The sequence below is a fragment of the Desulfamplus magnetovallimortis genome, from assembly GCF_900170035.1.
GTDB classification, from domain to species: Bacteria; Desulfobacterota; Desulfobacteria; order Desulfobacterales; family Desulfobacteraceae; genus Desulfamplus; species Desulfamplus magnetovallimortis.
Map to the genome: position 1 here is coordinate 418,674 of NZ_LT828542.1, position 19,737 is coordinate 438,410.

18 protein-coding genes are annotated in these 19,737 nt (G+C 41.1%); 2 read left to right on the forward strand and 16 right to left on the reverse strand.

The features are described from left to right. Positions 1-17: 17 nt before the first annotated feature. The 4 genes from MTBBW1_RS08470 to MTBBW1_RS08485 form a co-directional block, all read right to left on the reverse strand. Complete coding sequence (locus MTBBW1_RS08470; RefSeq protein WP_080801925.1) at positions 18-2,021, reverse strand: methyl-accepting chemotaxis protein; 2,004 nt, start codon at positions 2,019-2,021, stop codon at positions 18-20. A 303-nt stretch (positions 2,022-2,324) separates the two neighbouring features. Then, on the reverse strand, positions 2,325-3,887 hold the full coding sequence (locus tag MTBBW1_RS08475) for an ATP-binding response regulator (protein ID WP_080801928.1): 1,563 nt from the start codon (positions 3,885-3,887) through the stop codon (positions 2,325-2,327). Positions 3,888-4,617: 730 nt separating this feature from the next. Further along, a complete protein-coding gene (locus MTBBW1_RS08480) occupies positions 4,618-4,890 on the reverse strand; it encodes a type II toxin-antitoxin system YafQ family toxin (protein WP_080801930.1) in 273 nt (90 codons plus the stop codon). After that, positions 4,890-5,150, reverse strand: a complete 261-nt coding sequence (locus tag MTBBW1_RS08485; RefSeq protein WP_080801933.1) for a type II toxin-antitoxin system RelB/DinJ family antitoxin — start codon at positions 5,148-5,150, stop codon at positions 4,890-4,892. Before MTBBW1_RS08485 ends, MTBBW1_RS08480 begins: the two co-directional genes overlap by 1 nt. Before the next feature lie 290 nt (positions 5,151-5,440). Between MTBBW1_RS08485 and MTBBW1_RS08490 the strand changes: the two genes are divergently transcribed. Further along, on the forward strand, positions 5,441-5,617 hold the full coding sequence (locus tag MTBBW1_RS08490) for a type II toxin-antitoxin system HicA family toxin (RefSeq protein ID WP_080801935.1): 177 nt from the start codon (positions 5,441-5,443) through the stop codon (positions 5,615-5,617). 61 nt (positions 5,618-5,678) lie between these two features. Beyond that, positions 5,679-6,071: a type II toxin-antitoxin system HicB family antitoxin gene (locus MTBBW1_RS08495; protein ID WP_186441165.1), complete on the forward strand. Its 393-nt coding sequence runs from the start codon at positions 5,679-5,681 to the stop codon at positions 6,069-6,071. Between the two features lie 232 nt (positions 6,072-6,303). Here MTBBW1_RS08495 and MTBBW1_RS08500 read toward each other — a convergent pair whose 3' ends face one another. The 12 genes from MTBBW1_RS08500 to MTBBW1_RS08555 form a co-directional block, all read right to left on the reverse strand. Continuing rightward, on the reverse strand, positions 6,304-6,534 hold the full coding sequence (locus tag MTBBW1_RS08500) for a hypothetical protein (RefSeq protein WP_080801939.1): 231 nt from the start codon (positions 6,532-6,534) through the stop codon (positions 6,304-6,306). Between the two features lie 91 nt (positions 6,535-6,625). Beyond that, a complete protein-coding gene (locus tag MTBBW1_RS08505) occupies positions 6,626-6,808 on the reverse strand; it encodes a zinc ribbon domain-containing protein (RefSeq protein WP_080801942.1) in 183 nt (60 codons plus the stop codon). Positions 6,809-7,137: 329 nt separating this feature from the next. Next, positions 7,138-8,055 carry a substrate-binding periplasmic protein gene (locus MTBBW1_RS08510; RefSeq protein WP_080801945.1) on the reverse strand — a complete coding sequence of 306 codons (918 nt, stop codon included), beginning with the start codon at positions 8,053-8,055 and terminating at the stop codon, positions 7,138-7,140. Between the two features lie 80 nt (positions 8,056-8,135). Further along, positions 8,136-8,879, reverse strand: coding sequence for a pirin family protein (locus MTBBW1_RS08515; RefSeq protein WP_080801948.1), 744 nt, complete (start codon positions 8,877-8,879; stop codon positions 8,136-8,138). A gap of 121 nt (positions 8,880-9,000) precedes the next feature. Beyond that, entirely contained in the window at positions 9,001-9,312 is a 312-nt protein-coding gene (locus MTBBW1_RS08520) for an FMN-binding protein (protein ID WP_186441166.1), read from the reverse strand. A 333-nt stretch (positions 9,313-9,645) separates the two neighbouring features. Next, positions 9,646-10,857: a M20 family metallopeptidase gene (locus MTBBW1_RS08525; RefSeq protein ID WP_139786705.1), complete on the reverse strand. Its 1,212-nt coding sequence runs from the start codon at positions 10,855-10,857 to the stop codon at positions 9,646-9,648. A gap of 11 nt (positions 10,858-10,868) precedes the next feature. Next, entirely contained in the window at positions 10,869-11,771 is a 903-nt protein-coding gene (locus MTBBW1_RS08530) for an ABC transporter permease (RefSeq protein WP_080801957.1), read from the reverse strand. Next, positions 11,764-12,729 (reverse strand): ABC transporter permease, encoded by a 966-nt coding sequence (locus tag MTBBW1_RS08535; RefSeq protein WP_080801960.1) that lies wholly within the window; start codon positions 12,727-12,729, stop codon positions 11,764-11,766. The genes MTBBW1_RS08530 and MTBBW1_RS08535 overlap by 8 nt, the downstream gene beginning before the upstream one ends. Before the next feature lie 167 nt (positions 12,730-12,896). Next, positions 12,897-14,420, reverse strand: coding sequence for an ABC transporter substrate-binding protein (locus tag MTBBW1_RS08540; RefSeq protein WP_080801962.1), 1,524 nt, complete (start codon positions 14,418-14,420; stop codon positions 12,897-12,899). A gap of 493 nt (positions 14,421-14,913) precedes the next feature. Then, positions 14,914-15,906, reverse strand: a complete 993-nt coding sequence (locus MTBBW1_RS08545) for an ABC transporter ATP-binding protein (RefSeq protein ID WP_080801965.1) — start codon at positions 15,904-15,906, stop codon at positions 14,914-14,916. Between the two features lie 2 nt (positions 15,907-15,908). Continuing rightward, positions 15,909-16,892 carry an ABC transporter ATP-binding protein gene (locus MTBBW1_RS08550; RefSeq protein ID WP_080801968.1) on the reverse strand — a complete coding sequence of 328 codons (984 nt, stop codon included), beginning with the start codon at positions 16,890-16,892 and terminating at the stop codon, positions 15,909-15,911. A 609-nt stretch (positions 16,893-17,501) separates the two neighbouring features. Continuing rightward, positions 17,502-19,529, reverse strand: a complete 2,028-nt coding sequence (locus tag MTBBW1_RS08555) for a glycoside hydrolase family 94 protein (protein WP_245809306.1) — start codon at positions 19,527-19,529, stop codon at positions 17,502-17,504. Positions 19,530-19,737 lie beyond the last annotated feature (208 nt).

A 19,737-nucleotide genomic window follows, 5' to 3' on the forward strand; every position in this document is an offset into this window, starting at 1 on the left:
AAAAAGGTACACTTTGCTCAAATCTTAAATCTTCCCACCATCTCTCCCAGTTCCCCTGCAAGAGTGGAAAGGGATTCCGAGCTTTCATTAACCCTGTGACTCTTTTGAGCCATCTCACCGGCTGATATGTTCACATTTTCAATATCTTTTGTGATTTCATCCGCAACAACAGCACTTTTGCCAACATTTTCGTTTACTTCCTGAACACCGGTAGATGCCTGGGCAATATTTTCTACAATCTCTCTCGTTGTAAGTGATTGCTCTTCTACAGCAGTTGCAATGGTACTGATAATTTCATTTACCTCTTGTATGACTTTGGAAATTTCACCAATACCGCTCAATGTTGATGATGAACTTTTTTGAATATCTTCAATCTTCTCCTTGATCTCCATGGATGCAACTGATGTCTGCTTGGCAAGTTCCTTGATTTCATTTGCTACAACAGCAAAACCTTTGCCGGCCTCTCCCGCTCTTGCAGCCTCAATGGTGGCATTCAACGAAAGCAGATTAACCTGTTCAGAAATTTCGGTTATGGTTTCAACCACTTTTCCAATTGCCTGGGCAGCCTCTCCAAGTTGATTCATTTTAGCGGTTGAATCAGAGACTTTAAGCACCGCACTGTCCGAAATTGCCCTTGCCTGTTCAGCGTTTTTGGCAATCTCATTGATTGTGGCATTCATCTCTTCAGCAGCCGTTGTAACAGAGTTAAGATTGGTGCTTGACTGCTCCATTGCCGCAGAAGCTGAAGTCATGTTTGAGGTCATCTCCTCGGCAGCAACAGAAACTGCATCTGCATTTTTGGCTGTCTGCTCTGCACCAGTGGTCATTTGCCCAGAAATTGTTGATAATTCAGTGGCGGATAAAGAGAGCGTCTCCACTCCCTGTGTGATATCCTTGATCATTTTATGAAGCTTGTCGATAAAGGCATTAAAGGAAACTGACAGCATCCCGATCTCATCTTTACTTGAGACTTCAAGCCGTTTGGTCAAATCGCCATCCCCTTCCGAGATATCTTCAAGCCCTTTTACAGCAGCGTTAATCGGCTTGGTTATATATAATGCACTGACAAAAATTATAATAAAGACAATAATTGATGTAATTGCTGCAATTATTAGATTGTAGGTCATCATATCGTGGACACCCTCAAGGAATTCATCAAGATCCTGGGCAACACCGATACTCCAGCCAGTTGTCTTGATTGGCGCAAACCCTGCTATTTTATATTTTTCCTTGAAAACATACTCTTCAACACCGGATTCACCAGCCATCATTCTCTCTGTTAGGCGTTCCATCCCTTTTACGCTCTTTAAATCCAGTTTGAACAGAAAATCTTTATTGGGATGTACAATTATTATTCCCTCAGCATTTACCATATAAGGATAACCAGTATCACCAATTTTTATTGAAGCAAGTTTATTGGAAAGGGTATCCAATTTCAAAACCATCCCGAAAACACCAAAAAAATATCCTTTTAATGTTTTAAGGGGGATACTTACAACAACAACAGGATTTCCTGTTGCCCTTGATGCAATGGGTTTTCCAATTACTGTTTTGCCTGATTTTCCTGCAATAAAGTAATCCCGATCCTTAATATTGATCTTTTTTTCTCTTAAACTTCCACCCATGCTGTCGGTAATAATATTGCCTTTCATATCTGTAATAAAAAGTGACTCGTAATTTTGTTCAATATTTTTAAATGCATTCATCAGGCGTTTATCAATCAACGTTATTTTTTCCATGCTGCCCTCAACGCCTTTTTCCACTATGGTATTTATGATATCGCTTATTTGAGGATCAGATGATAGCTCTTTGGCAAATTTGAACTCCTCTTCAAGAAACAGTTCCGTCATGGCAGCCAGATCATCTGCCACCTGGCTTACCTGTCCTTTGCCTGTCTTTTCAATTGCTTTTGCAGCAGTTTTGGTAGAGACAATTCCCATGCCAAGCATTGGCAGCAACACCATAATCAGTCCGCCAACAACAAGTTTTGTTCTCAATGTCATGTTTTTGATACTGACCATAATCTCTCCTTTTTTAATTTTTTAATGTTATGCTTAAATAAATAACAATGAGCTGTTTTAAATGATAATGTTTTGGTTCTTTGTTAAATTTTAAATATTATTTTTAATTGTAAATAGTTGATATTACTATAAAATAACAATTTGGTCTCTATGGTAAAAAAAATCATAAATAATCCTTAAAAAAGTAAGGATTATCTGTTGATAACGATTGATATGTTATGATGGAAAAAGACTTAAAAAGAGTGAGATACTTCTGAAAAACTATTGGGGAACAGCGCTAATTATTTATTAACCTGCTTTGGGTCAAAAATCAGCCGGCAGGCGACATTCAAATACTTTCCTGAGTTTTTTTTCAAGTATGGTGGCAGTAAAGGGTTTTACAATATACTGAGCTACACCAAGAGAAAGAGCACTTGAGACAATATGTTGATCCGATCGGCCTGTTACCATTACAAAGGGAATTTTGCACAATGCGCCATCTTCCTTAACATGCTGCAAAAATTCAATGCCATTCAAACCCGGCATGTCGTAATCGGAAATGATCAGACTGACTTTTTCGGTTTCAAGATATTTAACAGCTTCAACTGCACTGTCAAGTTTTATGATATTCCTGTAGCCCAAATCCTTTAAAAAACCTGCAATAAGACGCCGCATCATTGCATAATCATCAACCACAAGAATACGAAATGAATCATTGGAATTTTTCTCATCATCACCTATTTCCTGGACCGGTTCCGCTGTGCTGTATTGATTCGGAAGCCTTACAACAAGAGTAGTGCCTTTTTCATCATCAGATGTAAAAGAGATTTTTCCACCCATTGTTAATACAATCAACTGAGCAACATAAGTACCAATGCCTTCCCTTTTTTCTTTGCCGTATGTACTGTTTTTTTCAAAAAATGAATCTCGAATTTCCTTGGGAATGATGCCCCTGTTATGGACAAGAATTATATTTTCCTTGTTTTTGTGCTCCAGTGCAATGGTGACCTTGTTACCGTCATATGAGGCCTCCACAGCATTTTTTATAAGATTCAGAAGCAGAGTATAAAATAGCGTCTTTTCTCCAGGAATTTCAAAAGAATCTGTCATGGCAGCCGGAATCCCGGCAATTGAAATGGAAAAACCTACATTGCCTGCCATCAGCATGTTTCTTATATCTCGTTTAATCTGGTACAAAATTTTAATCAAATCAATTGGAACAGGATTAAATTCATATGTCTGATCTTCCATTTTATATAAATCTATGGATTTATTAAGTTTTTCCATAACTCTGGAACCGGATGATTCAGCTTTTTTAAGTATCTGCTTTTGCCTGTCGGTGAGGTTATCATCCTTTGATAACAACCTTGGAACCTCCATCAAATCATTTAATCCAGTCTGAACCTCATCTCCGGAAAGCTTTTCAAGAAGGGCTTTAAGGCGGACATTTTCTTCCTGAAGCATGCTCTGCATAAAGAGTTGATCTCTTGCGTTTTTGACATAAAGATGAGTTCTAATTCTGGCTTTGAGAATAGACGCGCTGACAGGTTCATGGATATAATCCTCAGCCCCCATGACAAATCCTCTGGCCATATCGTTCTCTTCTCCCTTTTCTGCAACAAAGAGAATTGGAATCTCCATGGTACATTCATTTGCCTTGAGTCGCCGGCAAAGTTCCCGCCCGTTTTTCTCAGGATTTTTCATGTAAAGTAAAATAAGATCCGGCGGACAAATGGTAATCTCTTCAATGGCTTTCTTTCCATTCAGTGCAAGCTTTGTTTCATACTCTTCGTTCAATGAATCCACAACAAAATCAATATTGATATCCCTCTCATAGACAATCATGATATTTCTTTTAGGTTTATGCGACTGAAGTTTCATTGCCATTTTGATTTGATTCCTTAAAGCAACATTTTTAATGAACAATTCAGGTATGTTATCTTCATAGAATCTCTCAGAGATTTTGAGTAAACTTAATTTTTTTTATCCTGCAAGATTTCGTATGAAAAAATCTGAACGAATTTAAAACACTGGGCGAGTTTTTAAATTTCTCAAAAGCGACACCTATGGGCTTTTGAGCCTTGTCAATACTGTCTGAATCAGGATAACCAGGATTTACAGGATAAAAATCCTGAGCATCCTGTAAATCCTGGTTATCCTGATTCAGACAAATTCAATAAATGTCAAAAAGGGCAACAAGGTGTCGATTTTGAGTAATTTATAAAAACCAACTATCTAAAATGACTGTTACCAGAAAACACAATGCCGGAAGGCTTTCAGATATTATTTGAAGGGAGATAAGAAAAGAAAATCAGATACAAAACAGCAATAATTCCGGTTTGATTGTGCAATTTTTAAGTATAATGGCGATTGTATATTTAAAGAGAGGACAGGTCAATAAAATGTAGGTGATATCTACAATTTTTATTCATGTTTTGGTTGGAAAGCCATTCATGGAGTACCGTAAAAATAGATCGTTTTAGTCTGAAATAAAGATTTCAGAAGGGGGCAGAGAGTATGTTTTCCTGCATAGCAATTCAAAAAAATTGATGGTACTCGTGCAATTGGTTCTGCATATTCAAATTCCGCTGTAAATATGTGTTCTGTTTAAATGATGTTAGGACTTGAATAATTCTGAATGTGATCCAGTTCTACGCAATTTCACAACATCTTCAAATGATTCGTAAATTAATAGCCAATCAGGTTCAATATGACATTCACGTGCTTCACGGTAATCCCCAGTCAATTTGTGGTCTCGATATTTTGAATCAAGGTCCCCGCCTTCACAAAGAGTATCAATTATACACTTTAGTTTTTCTATATCTTTCAGTTGTTTTTTTATCTTTTTGATATCCTTCTTAAATTGTTTTGTGATTTGAATTTTTTTCATCAAATCTCCAATTCATCATACAAATCAGAAGGACTTTCATATTCATCCAGGTCTTTCTCTTCCATTGCTTTCCGGGTGATGTTATTCAATTCTTTTTCAGGAATTTTAACTGAAAACGGAAGGCCTTTTTGAAAAGTGATTTGTTTATAAAAAACATTGATAGCTTGAGAAGGTGTTAAACCCAAGGATGCTAAAATATGTTCAGCACTGCTTTTCAATTCTGCGTCCATGCGGACTGAAATTGTTGTAGTTTTTGCCATTATTTCCTCCCCCCAAAATATCTATATTGTCATACTTTGAGAATACATTGAATCGACAAATTAGTAAACAAACTATTTTGTGGGAGGAAGAGCTTTGCTTAAAAACTTATTACACATTTCCCCCAAAACGACACATATGAACTTTTGAACCTTGTCAATACTGTCTAAATCAAGTACTTAGTTGACAAAGAACTCCATGAATAAAATGTGTAATTATGTATTTTTATACTTGACCAACACACAATTACACACTAAAATACTTTATCCTTAAACGAAAAAGGTGGAAGCAAATGACAAAACGGGAATTGATAAAGCTCTTAAAAAAGGCCGGTTGGAAATATCTCAGAGAGGGTCGGCATGAAGTCTGGGGTAAAGGCGGAAAAACGGTTCCGCTTCCACGACATGCCGGAGACATCCCAGTGGGAACCGTCAACAACATTTTGAAGAGAGCAGGTATCAAAAAATAAGCAACCCTCCCTTTCGAGTGCATCCCGTTTTGACAAACATAAACTAAACATGGAGGTAAAAATGGAATATTTTTACGCTGTTTTCACAAAAGAAGATGATAATGTTTTGGTTTCAATTCCAGATGTAGAAATTTGTGAGACCTTCGGGAAAACATGGAATGAAGCCTATGAAATGGGAGTGGATGCTTTGGCCGCCTGCTTATCAGAACCGGAAACTATCGTACATCCAAAGTCAACCCGTGAATCATTGCAGGCTGATAATCCTGAATCTGAAATCGTGCCTATTCCGGTTGACGAATCTATCAGAAAAAAATATACAAAAACCAAGCGGTTCAATGTAATTTTTCCTGAAGATTTGTTGGTGAGGGTAGATGAATATCGAGCCGGTGCAGGAATGAAGCGATCTCAATTACTTGCAGAAGCAGCGGAACAATACTTAGAGGCGCAAGTATAATCGAAAGTACCTCAGCCTTCGCACTGGCTGAGGTACAACAAAGGCTACAAGGTTCTTGCGTCCTTAAAATCCGTCAGTATCAAAAAGTGCTTCATCTATTCCCCACCCAATAAATATATCTCCTTAATTATATGGCAAAATTTCAGTCGAACTCATTCAACAAAAGGATGAAATCGTGGTTCGGCTGTCGCCTCACACGATCTATCCTTATTTGTTGAGCGGCTGTTCGCAATCAGGAATCTTTTCTTGCTTCGACAATACGACTCTCCAATCGTAATATAGCTTCCGGTTTTACTGACTCACGCTCTTGCAAGACTTTCTCTAACTCTTCAAAAGAGGAATTTCTCAATCTTTTAATTCGTTCATTGAAATCTTTATGTTGAAATTCTGCTTCTTTCTCAGATAGTTTGTGAATTGTTGGGGTAAGAATTTTTTGGCGTGTTTGAGCATTTAACTTTAACATTTACTGTTCAATGCCTCTCTTACTAATTGTGTAACCTGCTGCCATGTGAAGGGCTTAAGAAGTATATGACGGACTCCGATATTCTTGAATTTTAAACAGTTTCCTCTCCTGTTCTTTCTGCCTGCAGAAGGTCATAACCTGTATGACCATGGCCTGACTTTTCTTGCTGCATCCAGCTGGAAAATTTTAAATTTTTACTGCCATCCGCGTTCGTACCACCTGTTTCAGGATCTCGTTTCATTGGCATTCCGCAACTTTGACAATTTTTATTCATTCTTCTCTCTCTTTTGTTGGAAAAGTTGGTGGGGTTCCACGTTCCTTGATCTAATAAGTAAACGATTCTCTTGATAAATATTTCCAGAAAGTCATCCACAGATTTTGGACACTACTGCATTGTCAAAGCTAAAAATTAGGGTTCGGTTAATTTTACTTAAGGATTGGCCGTCAAAAACCATCAATGATAAGGCTTTCAGGCACATTGACGGTGCCCCACGAGATTAAATCAACAGTATTGGGGGGCTGGAGGGTGAGGTAAATGGGCAAGTCATTAAAAACCGATTCCTTAATGCCATTACATCTCATCAATAAGTTAATAATGGAACATTATTTCCATCTATCCATTATAGTTTGATATACACCGTTGTTCTGTATTTCATCAAGCCCCTTTGCAAAAAGTTCCGCCTTCTCCTTCCGATCTTTGGGAAAAGCCACATAACGGGGCACCTCTTTTAATATTGTCGGGAGAAAGCGGATTTTTTCATATTCTCCCTTAAGTTTGGCAGAATAAGAAAGGGTATTAAGATCTCCTATGATCATATCAACCCTGCTGTTCACAAGGAGCTTGATCAAAAGGTTGTTATCCCGTGCTGTCTCTTTTTTCAAAAATGTGGCTTTGTCAAATTCAGGGGTGTAGGAATACCCCAGTACATGACCTATGGTATAATTCTTTAGTCCATCAAGGGTTGAATAGTCTTCAATGGGTGATGCGCTATTCACAGCAAAAAGCGTAATTTCTTTACGAAGGGGGCCGACCATCCAATACTTTTCAAACCTTTCCGGCTTTCCTGCAAATTGATATCCAAAATCGACCTCGTTGTTATCAACTGAATAGACAACACGTTTCCAAGGTGCCGTAGATATTTCAAATTCAATATTCAAATGATTCAAAACTGCTGTTATCAATTCCGTATCAAGACCAGTTTTATTGCCCGAAGCATCAATAAAATTATACGGAGGAAATTCTTTTTCGCATATTAAATGCCATTTTTCATCGTCATTTTTTTTTGAGTCAGCAGAGCTTGCTGATTGAGAAATAGTGTCCATTATGTTGTTTGATTTTTCAGCAACCTTTTCAGGGGGTAACTCTCCATGTTCAGGAGAAAACGCTTTGCTGCTTTCTGATTGACTTAAGATGATAGCACCATTATCAATGGCTCCTGATTCATTCAAGTAATATGCTTTATATATATAAATAGAAAATATAGCACAACAAATTGCAACAATAACAACGTTTTTTTTCATTTAAAATCCCCTAATATTTTTAGAAAGTTACAACTACAATGCTAAATCAGCATCTTTTTACAAATTTGCAATAAAAATGACTATTTGTCCCCTTTCAATATTTCAGTACTGTATCCCCATCCTTTGCAGGATGGAACATCAATTAGAATAAAATCAGAATCCTCTTGAGCATTAACAATCAGTTGATTCTCAATATCAATTCGCGCTTGATCTTTTGAAACCAGCATTTTATCGTTGGCTAAAATACATCCTTCTGTCAAATATAAAAAAATTCGCCTGCCATCAGTAAATTTATGAATTACATCCTTTCCTTTGTCCAGTTTACAGCGGTAAATAGTGGCGTTACTGTGAAACGTGACAGCCCCTGGTATTTTTTGCCCTGATGCAACAGGAAATAGTTTGTTGTGCCATTCTTGGGTATCGAATCTCTTTTGATCATATGATGGGGCAAGTCCAGCTTCATCGGGATAAATCCATATTTGATAAAAATGCACCGGAATTTCAGCAAGGTTATATTCAGAGTGCGTTAATCCTGTACCTGCTGACATTCTTTGAACATCACCAGCTTTTATAACAGTTTCATTTCCCATACTATCTTTATGGGTCATTTCGCCATCCAGCACGATTGTTATAATTTCCATCTCTTCATGAGGATGTGTTGGAAATCCTGAGCCAGGATCAACAATATCGTCATTGAAAACTCTCAATGCTCCAAATTGAATATTCTGGGGATCATAGTAGTTTGAAAATGAGAAGAGCCAATATGTTTTTAACCAGCCAAAATCAGAGAAATGACGATTATCTGCTTTAACTATTTGTATCATATAATAATACCTCCTTAAAAATCGCTAAAATATGCTAATTATTATTTCTTATCGGTAACAAAAAAAATAGCCGGCAACTGCCCATAAATCAAAGTGGGCATCTGTCCGGCTAAACGTTGGATTATATTTTTCCTTTGCTTAATGCAATTTCAATGGCTTTTAGAACTGTTTTACAACTGTTGGTTGCTCCGGAGATAGCATCCACATCAAGTGACTGATTATCAAGCACTTGTTGTATCATAGGTTCACCAGAATATCTGTCGTATTTATGCTCAATCAATTCTATACTTACAATTTTATTGTCCTCAACCTTCACAGCCACCCTTGCGTTAAGATAATAAACATCGTAAAATCCTTCATATTCTCCGTCTTTTATGCTTTCAAGATTTATCTTTTCTATCTCTGTGGAAGCAATCTTCTTTTTATACTTCATAAGAGAACATCCTGATAAGGCAATAAAAACAGAAACACAGAATATGATCCAACCCGTCAGCAATACTTTTTTCTTCATCATCTTTACTCCCTGTTTAAAATGGAATTCATCACCAGGTGCCCTGCAAAGTGTAAAAACGGAAGAAATCCTTCATACCATGCAGAAAGGACTTTACACTTTCCAGAGCTGGCTAAAGAAAAACCGGCATTGTGTTCAAGAAAGTGTAAACTGGCAAATGAAAGATGGCAAACGGAAAATCTAAAATTTCATAAAGCTACACATTGTTAAAAGTATGATACTGCACTAATAATCTTTGCATATATTTACATATTTTTATTTTTTTATACAAAACACCTGACACACATCAGTAATAAGCCCAATCATCCTGTTAATACTGGCAAGCTCAACATATTCATCCTCGCGGTGGGAATTTGCCCCAACAATGCCCATGCCGTCAATTGTAGGGACTCCAAGGGCAGAAGTGAAGTTACCATCGGAGCAACCACCTGTGGAAATCCCCTCAATCTTCATATCTTTGTCCAATTCACGGCTCTTTTTTTCAAACAGGTTCCACAGTGTACGGGTTTTCTCGTCCAGAACCATGGGTGGCCTGTCAATGAAGCCCTCCACAGAAACCGTTACACCAGGAATATGGGTATTTTGGGAAAGGGATCTGAAAAAATTATTAACCCTCTCCACCTCTTCCGGCCTGGAAATCCTAACATCTACGCTTGCTTTGGCTTCATTGGGAATAATATTTACCTTATCGCCACCACTTACCACTGTCACCTGGGCAGAGGTGCCGATTTCAAGATCATTTAGTTTATTTATGGCCACTATCTGGTGGGCAATTTCCACAACTGCATTGGCTCCCTTTTCAGGGTCAGCACCTGCATGGGCTGAAATTCCCTTTGCCGTGACAAAAAACCAGCCTCCACCTTTTCGCTGAAGAACAAAACGATACCCCGGGCGGCAGGGTTCAAAGACAAAAACACGCTGGCTCATCAGGGCTTTTTGTTTTATCCATTCCTGGGAAGCCTCCGAGCCTGTCTCTTCATCGCCATTAAAGGCCACACACACCGAAAGGTCATCAAGGGTTCCATTTTCCTTTAATTTTTCAAGTACATGCAGCGCAACAAGAAGCCCGCCTTTCATATCGCACACCCCGGGGCCTGTGGCACGGTCACCCTCTATTTTAAAAGGGCGTTTTTTCACCTCGCCAGGGGGGAAAACCGTATCCATGTGGCCCAGCATCATTATATCAAATTTTTCTGCACCAGGTCTGTTTGTGGCTTCAAGGCAGGGCACTAAGTCATCTTCATGGGTTGATTTATTGCAGTTTGCAAGCTTCAGAATTTTCACTTCAAAGCCAATCTCTTGAAGTCTTTTTTCAAAAAAACGGGCAACCTGTTCAACTCCTGATTTGTTGTCGGTGCTGCTGTCAATATTTACTATGGTTTCAAAATCTTTTAGGAAAAGATCGTACCGCTTTTGGGTTATTTCCTGCATATGCTGTTGTACAGGCTCCATTATATTTTTTGTCAACACAGTTTTAGCTACCTTGCAAGTTTAGGGTTGAGTTCGTCCCGAAGCCAGTCAGAAAAGAGATTAATGGCAACCACCAGCAAAATAAGTGTGGCTCCGGGAAAGAGAATCATCCACCACATGCCGGCATAAATATAGTTTTTACCAATGGCAATCATCATGCCAAGGGAGGGTTCGGTAATGGGAACACCTACTCCAAGAAAGCTTAAGGTTGCTTCAAGCATTATTACAACAGCGAGATCCACGGCAAGCACAACAAAAATTGGAGGAAGGGCATTTGGCAGGATATGGCGAAACAATATTCTGAAATCCTTTGCTCCTGATGCCTTTGCAGCCACCACATAGGCATTGTCACGAATCTCCAGCACACTACCCCGTATGGTTCGGGCATATTTCACCCAATCGGCAATGCAGATGGCAAGAACCACTGTCCATAATCCACGGCTTTCAAACACCCCAAGGAGAAGCACAGCCAGAAGTGTTGTGGAAAAGGCAAAGACAGTATCAGCCATTCGCATTACAAAGGAATCCAGGATACCTCCGTAATATCCGGCAAGCATCCCCAGCACAATACCAATAATTGTTGATATTACGACAACTGAAAACCCAACAAAAAGAGAAGTTCTCAATCCATAAAGGATGGTTGAAAGAATGCCTCTTCCCTGGTCATCTGTCCCAAGTGGAAACTGAAATGAACCACCATCCATCCAGGCAGGTGGAATAAGAAAATTGCCAAGATCTATCTTTTCAAGATCATAGGGATCCATTGGTGAAAGCACTGGTGCAAAAAGAGCAGCAAAAATAAAAATCACCATAATAGTCGTGCCGATTATGGCAGAGGGATCCCTCAAAAAGCTGTAAACATATTTTGATTCAACTATTTTTTTCATAACCTGAACATTCATATCAGTCATACCTGATTCTGGGGTTTAAGAACGCATACAATAAATCCACCATGATATTGATGAATAATATTATAAATGCCGCAAGCATGATATAGGTGACGATAATCGGCTGATCTGTCTCAAATATCGAGGTCAGCAAAAGATTGCCCATGCCTGGCCACTGGAAAATCGACTCTGTGACAATGGAGAAGGCGATAAGCTCTCCAAAGGAGAGGCCAGCAATGGTAACAACCGGAATCAATACATTTCTAAGTGCATGTTTTATGATCACCTTGAATGGTGAAAGGCCCTTTGCCCAGGCTGTTTTTATGTACTCTTCGGAAAGAACCTCCCTCATTCCGGCACGGGTAAGCCTCAGCAAAACCGCCAGTTGATAGCCCGAGAGTGTAAGGGCCGGCATTATAAGATGTTTTAAGCCGTCAAGGGTGAAAAAGCCGGATCGCCAGGGGCCAATCTGAACCGTATCGCCCCTTCCAAAGGGAGGAAGCCACTCTAAATATACAGCAAAGAGCATAACCCATAATATTCCCATAAGGAATGTTGGGATGGATATTCCCCCAAGGGAGCCTGCCATGATGATACGGGAAAGGGCACCGTTGGGTTTTAAAGAAACCAGAATGCCAAGCCCTACGCCAACGGTAAAGGAGAAGATAATCGCCGTAAGGGCAAGCTCAAAGGTCGCTGGAAATCTCTCAAGGATGGAGTCTAAGGCATCCACCTGGGAAACATAAGACTTACCAAAATTACCTCTGAGAGCATTGCCGAGGAAGCTGGCATACTGAACATAAAATGGTCTGTCAAGGCCATAGGCAATCCTTACCTGCTCCCTTTCCTGCTGGGTGGCGTACTTGCCGGCCAGCATCAGTACGGGATCTCCTGTATATCTGAACAGAAGAAAACAGATAAAGGAAACTGCCAGAAGCACCATGATACCTTGAATAATGCGATGTACGATATAACTTGCCATGGTTTTTCCGTTCAAGGGGGAAATTATTTCGGTAGTGTCCCAAACCTGTTGATAGGTAGTAGAGACAAGGCATGCCTTGTCTCTACAATGCCTTGCATCTATAACACCAGCAACAAATCAACAAATTTAGGACAGCAGCATTATTTCCCCCCTGTGTAGTGGGTAAATTATTTTTTAGTGATCTCTTTAAGGACAATCCATCTGTCGGGACGTGGTATAAAATTAAGGCCTGAACCCTTCTGGATTGCATAGATATCCTGCTGATAATGAAGGGGAATCCAGGCCAGATCCTCAACAGATTTCTTATTGATTGCCTGAAGGGCTTTGCCCCTTTCAGCGCGATCTAAAATAGAAGCAGAATCAATGATCATCTTGTCAAGGGTAGGATCTGAATACATAGCACCATTATAGGTACCCATACCTTTTTCCGGGTCAACTGTGTGGAGAAGCATCTCGGCGGAGCGGCCAAAATCATAGGAGCCATCCATCCAGCCTATGAGATAAAACATATGCTTATTTGAGGCAAGCTCGTCAAAAAATATGGATTTTGGTTTTACATCAAGTGTTACTTTAAGACCGATCTTTGCAAGATATTTGGCTACTGCCTCACATATCTGCTTGTCGTTGATATAGCGATCATTGGGACCTGCAATGGTGATTGGAAAGCCTTCCGGATAACCTGCATCCTTTAAAAGGGCTTTGGCAGCTTCCGGATCAAAGGGAAGGCGTTTCAGGGAAGGCTCATAACCGATTGTGGCAATGTCCGGCACCTGTGCTGTGGGTGTGGCCTGTCCTCTCATGATGGTTTTTACTATTTCGTCCTCATTGATTGCCATGGCAATGGCTTTACGGACACGAAGATCGGCAAAGGGGGTTCCCTCTTTATTTCCAATATCCATGTAGATGCAGCGACGGGCTGCACGTGATACAACCTCAATGGTCGGGGTCTTGCTGATTCTGTCAATCATTGGTATGGGTACACCGCTTAAAAGATCAGCCTGTCGGGCAGCAATGGCAGCAAACCTTGTGGCATCCTCTGTGATGGGTTTTATCTCCACATTTTTGAAAAAAGGCGCTCCTTCCCAGTAATCGGCATTGGCTTCAAGCTTGATATAGGAGCCTTTTGCCCACTCCACAAATTTATAGGCACCGGTTCCAATGGCACGGGTATTGTAGTCTCCGGACTCACGCCCTTCCGAGGACTCCTTGTCAACAATAAAATTCTGGTGCATGGTTTCTGCAAACCAGGGAATTGGCTTCACAGTTTTAAAGATAATGGTAAAATCATCTGGAGTCTCAATGGAAGCAATGGAGTTTGCAATATTCAAAAACTTGGAATATTCAGGATCTTTCATCCTTTCAAAGGTAAACTTTACATCGGCTGCATTAAAGTCATTACCATTATGGAATTTAACGCCTTGCCTCAGGATAAATTTCCAGGTCAGTTCATCAATACGCTCCCACTCTGTGGCAAGGGCTGGCATAAGCTTGCCATCTTTTGGGGCACGCTGCAGAAGTCCATCAAAAAAATTTGACATGTAGGAAAGGTTGGCATCGGAGTTGTAACCATGGGGGTTCATGGTTTTAGGGGGTGAATCCACAGCTATGGTTAGATCTGCCTTTGCAAAACATAAGGCTGGCAATACCATGAGTATGATCATGGACAATAGGGTTAAAAGACGGTGTTTCATGTTAAAATCTCCCTTTTTTAGTAAAAAATTAGTGTTAAGATAAAAAAGCCCTGTAAAATCAGGGAATATTGGCCTATTGATACGATTTAAGTTAAGTGTACCTTTTTTAAACTATTCTCCCCCTCGCAAGTCTGTGAAGAGGTGGGCTGGGGGTAAGGTTTCATATAGCTTACCAGAAAAATATTTTACTTTTTGGTCAAAAAAATTAATATAGATAACAGATAGTTAGACTTTTCCATTATCAATTTAATTATCTGGAATACTCAAAGTTGACACCTGTGATCTTGTAAGCCTTGTCAACACTGTCTGAATCAGGATTCCCACGATTAACAAGATAAGGCAGGATTATTTATCCTGAGCATCCTATCCATCCTGGTTATCCTGGTTCAGACAACTGCAATAACTTCTGAAAAAGCAATAAGATGTCGATTTTGAGGGAATAATATAGCAACAATTTAAGCCGGACATTCAAAAAAAATACACTCATTTAATTTCAGTACAGATGACAAGCTGCTGTATGGCCTTTGTCAAATTCCTTCATGGCTGGCTCATTTTTTTCGCAAATTTCCATTTTTCTGGGGCATCGTGTATGAAAACGACAACCGGAAGGCGGATCAATAGGACTTGGCACATCCCCTTGAAGGATAATGCGATTTTTCTCACGCAAAGGATCCGGTACTGGTACTGCCGAAAGAAGAGCCTGGGTATAGGGATGTTTTGCATCATTGTAAAGGGAGGCATAGGATGCGCTTTCAATGATTTTACCAAGGTACATAACAATAATACGGTCACAAAGATACTCAACAACAGCAAGATCATGGGAAATGATGATCATGGAGAGATCAAATTCTGATTTCAGATTCATCAAAAGATTTATGATCTGTGCCTGAATAGAGACATCAAGGGCAGAGACCGGTTCATCTCCGATAATAAGAGAGGGACTCAATGCCAGAGACCTTGCAATGCCGATTCTCTGACGCTGCCCTCCGGAAAATTCATGGGGATAACGGGTGCCCTGTTCCGGCGACAATCCAACTGTCTCCATGAGATAATCAATGCGCTCTTTTCTCTTTTCACCTTTATACATTCCATGCACTTCCATGGGATCAGCAAGAATCTGGTTTACAGTCATCCTGGGGTTTAAGGAGGAGTAAGGATCCTGAAAGATAAGCTGCATATCCCGACGAAGAGCACGCATCTGTGACGGGGTCATGTCAGCCATTTTTTTTCCCTTCCACCACACATCCCCATCGGTGGGGGGATTTAAATTCATTACAGCCATGCCGGCTGTTGTTTTACCACATCCTGATTCACCGACAATGCCAAGGGTCTCACCTTTTTTCAAATCAAAGGAGACACCATCAACAGCATATACATATCCCACAGGGCGGGATAACAATCCCTTGCGAATGGGAAAGTGCACCTTCAGGTTTTCAACCTTGAGTATTTTCTCTTCATTTTTTGTTTCAGGCTTTCCGTTATTCATGGTTATTTCTCTCCTGAATGTAGCCAGCATCTCACTGAATGCCCATTGTCTGCATGGAACAGTTGAGGCTCTTGTTTTCTACAAAGCTCCATGACATGGGGACATCTATCACAAAATTTACACCCTTCAGGAAGGGAGTAGAGACTGGGTATCATCCCCTTTATTTCTGTCAGTTTTCGATACTTTCCAGCAGTTCGACTTCCAAGAAGCGGAATGGATTTTAAAAGCCCCTGGGTGTAAGGATGCAATGTATTCTGAAACATTTCAATGGTATTGGCCTCTTCTAAAACCCTTCCGGCATACATTACCACAATGCGATCTGCCATTTCGGCAATAACTCCCATATCGTGGGTAATAACCTGTACAGCGGTGCCAAAGTCCTCCTTCAGACGAATCATCAGATCCAGAATCTGTGCCTGGACTGTGACATCAAGAGCAGTGGTTGGCTCATCTGCAATGAGGATTTCAGGATCACATGAAAGAGCCATGGCAATCATGGCGCGCTGTCTCATACCCCCTGATAACTGGTGCGGGAACTCATGCACCCTTTTATGGGGAGATGGAATCTGTACCCTTGCAAGCATATCAATGGAGGCTTCCATGGCCTGTTTTTGAGTATATTTCCTGTGGAGAACAAACATCTCGGAAATCTGGTCACCGATGGTAAAAACAGGGTTTAAAGATGTCATTGGTTCTTGAAAAATCATGGCAATGCGATTTCCCCTGATAAGTCGCATCTGCTTTGGAGAAAGTTTTACAAGATCCTGGCCATCAAACAGAATCTCTCCGCCCACAATCATTCCGGGAGGATTTGGTACAATTCCCATAATTGACTGGGCAGTAACACTTTTGCCACATCCAGATTCTCCTACAATACCAAGCACTTCGCCGGAATTAAGTGAATAGGTAACCCCATCAACTGCCTTGGCTGTACCTTTTCTGGAAAAAAAACAGGTTTTAAGATTATTGACCTTGAGCAGTTCCATTGTTTTTTTCAGATACCTCTTTGTATGATTTATCTTTGTTTGTATGATTTATCTTTGTGAAATTTGGAAGGATAAGCATTTTATTAGAAGGTCTCCATAATATACTGACATATAAAGATTTTCATGCTTCGTTGTGGCAGATAGATTGACATGGCCGTTTTATATGAAAGTCTCCTTAACAGACTGTTTTAAAAACGACTTTCATCCCTTCGATTGTGGCGGTAATCCACCATGTACGTTATATAAAAATCTCCGGATTTTACAGGTTCGTAAGGTTATAATTACTTGATATTTCTGTTCGACTCCAAATCAAGCATGTTTGAGGCCAAAATTTTTAACAAATTACAGAATTTTGTGAATGACGAGTCTATGGTATTTTTGAGGCTAACACAAAGATAATATAAAAATCAACAAAAAAAATATATCTGGGTTAAAAAAAAATCAACCCAAACTAACCATATATATACACCCCAACAATATTTTGAGAAGTTAGTAATGGGGTTTAATTAACTTACCCAAACTCCCACTCTCCAGTCATGAAGAGGGTGTCGGGGGTGAGGTGAATGCACGTTATTTAAAACCCATTCCTTAATTAAACTCTATCACTTATTATCCGATCCTCACATCAACCCAGTGCTCTTTATGGTCATTACACAGAGGGATTGCATTATCCTTCTGGGCATTACCATCTACAAGGAGTTTCATTGAAAGCTTGCCGCCTGTTATTTGGTCGCCTGTTTTTTGATCGTCTGGTTTTTGCTCACCGAGCTGTTGCAGAACCGATATGTGGTAGAGCGTTTCCCGATAGCGGTAGTGAAGTTTAAACCCTTTCCACTCTTTAGGGATGCACGGGGTCAACCGCAGCTTATCCACCTCAAGGGTCAGCCCCAGAATTGACTCAATGATGAGCCGATACATCCAGGCCGAAGAACCGGTGTACCATGTCCAGCCACCCCGGCCCATGTGCGGGGCTACAGCATAGACATCGGCTGCCACCACATAGGGCTCCACTTTATAAATATCAACATCCGAAGGGGACCGTGCATGATTCACGGGATTGATGAGGGTGAAAAGCTCCCAGGCCCGCCGGTTGTCCCCAAGGCGTGCAAAGGCCATGGCTGCCCAGATTGCAGCATGTGTGTATTGCCCGCCATTTTCCCGTACCCCGGGTACATATCCTTTGATATAACCCGGGTTCAGTTCTGACTTGTCAAAGGGTGGATATAAAAGCCTTACCAGGCCATATTCACGGCTGACAAGATGTTTATCCAGGGATTCCATGGCAAGGATTGAACGCTCCCGGGAACCAGCCCCGGACAGCACTGACCAGCTCTGGGAAATGGAATCAATCCGGCATTCCTGGTTAATGGATGACCCCAGTGGTGTTCCGTCATCAAAATAAGCCCGACGATACCAGTCGCCGTCCCAGCCGTGGGATTGAATATTATTTTTAAGGGTTGTGGCCTCACTGCGGCAGAGGTGGGCAAAGTCTGTATCCTTCCGTTTATCAGCAACCCCGGCAAAACCCAGGAGCACTTCATAAAGAAAAAATCCCAGCCATACACTTTCGCCCCTGCCCTCTTTTCCCACAAGATTCATGCCGTCGTTCCAGTCACAGGAACCAATGAGAGGCAGACCATGCTCCCCAAAGGTGAGACTTTTTTGAATTGCCCGAACACAGTGATCATATAAGCCCGCTTTTTTTTGGGAGCGGCCTGGCAGATCATAATATGACTCTTCATCGGCATCCAGGTTACGACCCGAAAGAAAAGAGACCTCTTCATCCAGCACCCCGGTATCCCCGGTGACAAGGAGATAGCGGCTTATGGCCAGCGGAAGCCAGAGGTAGTCGTCGGAGCATAGGGTACGCACTCCCCTGCCCAGAGGCGGATGCCACCAATGCTGTACATCACCCTCCTCGAATTGACGGGATGCCGCCAGCAGGAGATGTTCCCGTACCAGATGTGGACGGGCATAGATCATGGCCATTACATCCTGCAACTGGTCCCGGAATCCAAAGGCTCCACCTGACTGGTAGGTTGCATTCCTGGCCCAGAGTCGGCAGGCCAGGGTCTGGTAGAGAAGCCAGCCGTTGGCCAGCACATTAAGGGATGGATCAGGGGTTTCCACATTAACTGCACCAAGGGTTTGGGTCCAGTACTGCCAGATCGTATCAAGGACATTGCGGGCTGCTGTTGAACCCCGAAGCCGGTGTACCAGATCTTCGGCATCACTCTTGTCTTTGCCCGATCCAAGCCTGAAAATGATCTCACGCTCCTCCCCGGCAGCGAGATGAAACCCCACCTGGATGGCGGCACAAGGATCCAATGCCGCTCCAACCCTTCCGGAAAGGCGGGTGCGCAGCATTGCGGCAGGTGATGACAGGGTGTGATTACGTCCCAGAAATTCTGTCCTGTCACCGGTTATTGTGCAGTTTATATCATTAACATCAAAGAATGCAGTCCGGTTGGGGAATTCGATGCTGTAGGCATTTTCTGCAAAAAGAACACCTCTCATGGCATCAATGGAGGTTACCACATGCATACCTGATTTTTGCCGCAGGTCTCCAAGCACCCATTCCACATATCCTGTGGCCGAAAGTTTTCGGGAGCGCTCCGATATGTTTCGTACCTTCAAGACTGAAAATTTCTGATTCTAATTTATTTTGTGGTCAGGTCGTATAACCCGACATCGAAGTTGAAATCATGAGATTATGTAACCAATTTTGATGATAAACAAATCCGTTTAACTTGTGAACTGGAGATGAGTAAATCTCACTGATTTTGGCACGTGGGCAGTATATTCCAAAGTTGTGCAATAATGCCCATGCACGTATGGAACGTTC

Coding starts and splice junctions, on each gene's coding strand:
- MTBBW1_RS08470 (WP_080801925.1), bottom strand. CDS start 2,021: ATGGTCAGTATCAAAAACATGACATTGAGAACAAAACTTGTTGTTGGC.
- MTBBW1_RS08475 (WP_080801928.1), bottom strand. CDS start 3,887: ATGGCAATGAAACTTCAGTCGCATAAACCTAAAAGAAATATCATGATT.
- MTBBW1_RS08480 (WP_080801930.1), bottom strand. CDS start 4,890: ATGAAAAAAATTCAAATCACAAAACAATTTAAGAAGGATATCAAAAAG.
- MTBBW1_RS08485 (WP_080801933.1), bottom strand. CDS start 5,150: ATGGCAAAAACTACAACAATTTCAGTCCGCATGGACGCAGAATTGAAA.
- MTBBW1_RS08490 (WP_080801935.1), top strand. CDS start 5,441: ATGACAAAACGGGAATTGATAAAGCTCTTAAAAAAGGCCGGTTGGAAA.
- MTBBW1_RS08495 (WP_186441165.1), top strand. CDS start 5,679: ATGGAATATTTTTACGCTGTTTTCACAAAAGAAGATGATAATGTTTTG.
- MTBBW1_RS08500 (WP_080801939.1), bottom strand. CDS start 6,534: ATGTTAAAGTTAAATGCTCAAACACGCCAAAAAATTCTTACCCCAACA.
- MTBBW1_RS08505 (WP_080801942.1), bottom strand. CDS start 6,808: ATGAATAAAAATTGTCAAAGTTGCGGAATGCCAATGAAACGAGATCCT.
- MTBBW1_RS08510 (WP_080801945.1), bottom strand. CDS start 8,055: ATGAAAAAAAACGTTGTTATTGTTGCAATTTGTTGTGCTATATTTTCT.
- MTBBW1_RS08515 (WP_080801948.1), bottom strand. CDS start 8,879: ATGATACAAATAGTTAAAGCAGATAATCGTCATTTCTCTGATTTTGGC.
- MTBBW1_RS08520 (WP_186441166.1), bottom strand. CDS start 9,312: ATGAAGTATAAAAAGAAGATTGCTTCCACAGAGATAGAAAAGATAAAT.
- MTBBW1_RS08530 (WP_080801957.1), bottom strand. CDS start 11,771: ATGACTGATATGAATGTTCAGGTTATGAAAAAAATAGTTGAATCAAAA.
- MTBBW1_RS08535 (WP_080801960.1), bottom strand. CDS start 12,729: ATGGCAAGTTATATCGTACATCGCATTATTCAAGGTATCATGGTGCTT.
- MTBBW1_RS08540 (WP_080801962.1), bottom strand. CDS start 14,420: ATGAAACACCGTCTTTTAACCCTATTGTCCATGATCATACTCATGGTA.
- MTBBW1_RS08545 (WP_080801965.1), bottom strand. CDS start 15,906: ATGAATAACGGAAAGCCTGAAACAAAAAATGAAGAGAAAATACTCAAG.
- MTBBW1_RS08550 (WP_080801968.1), bottom strand. CDS start 16,892: ATGGAACTGCTCAAGGTCAATAATCTTAAAACCTGTTTTTTTTCCAGA.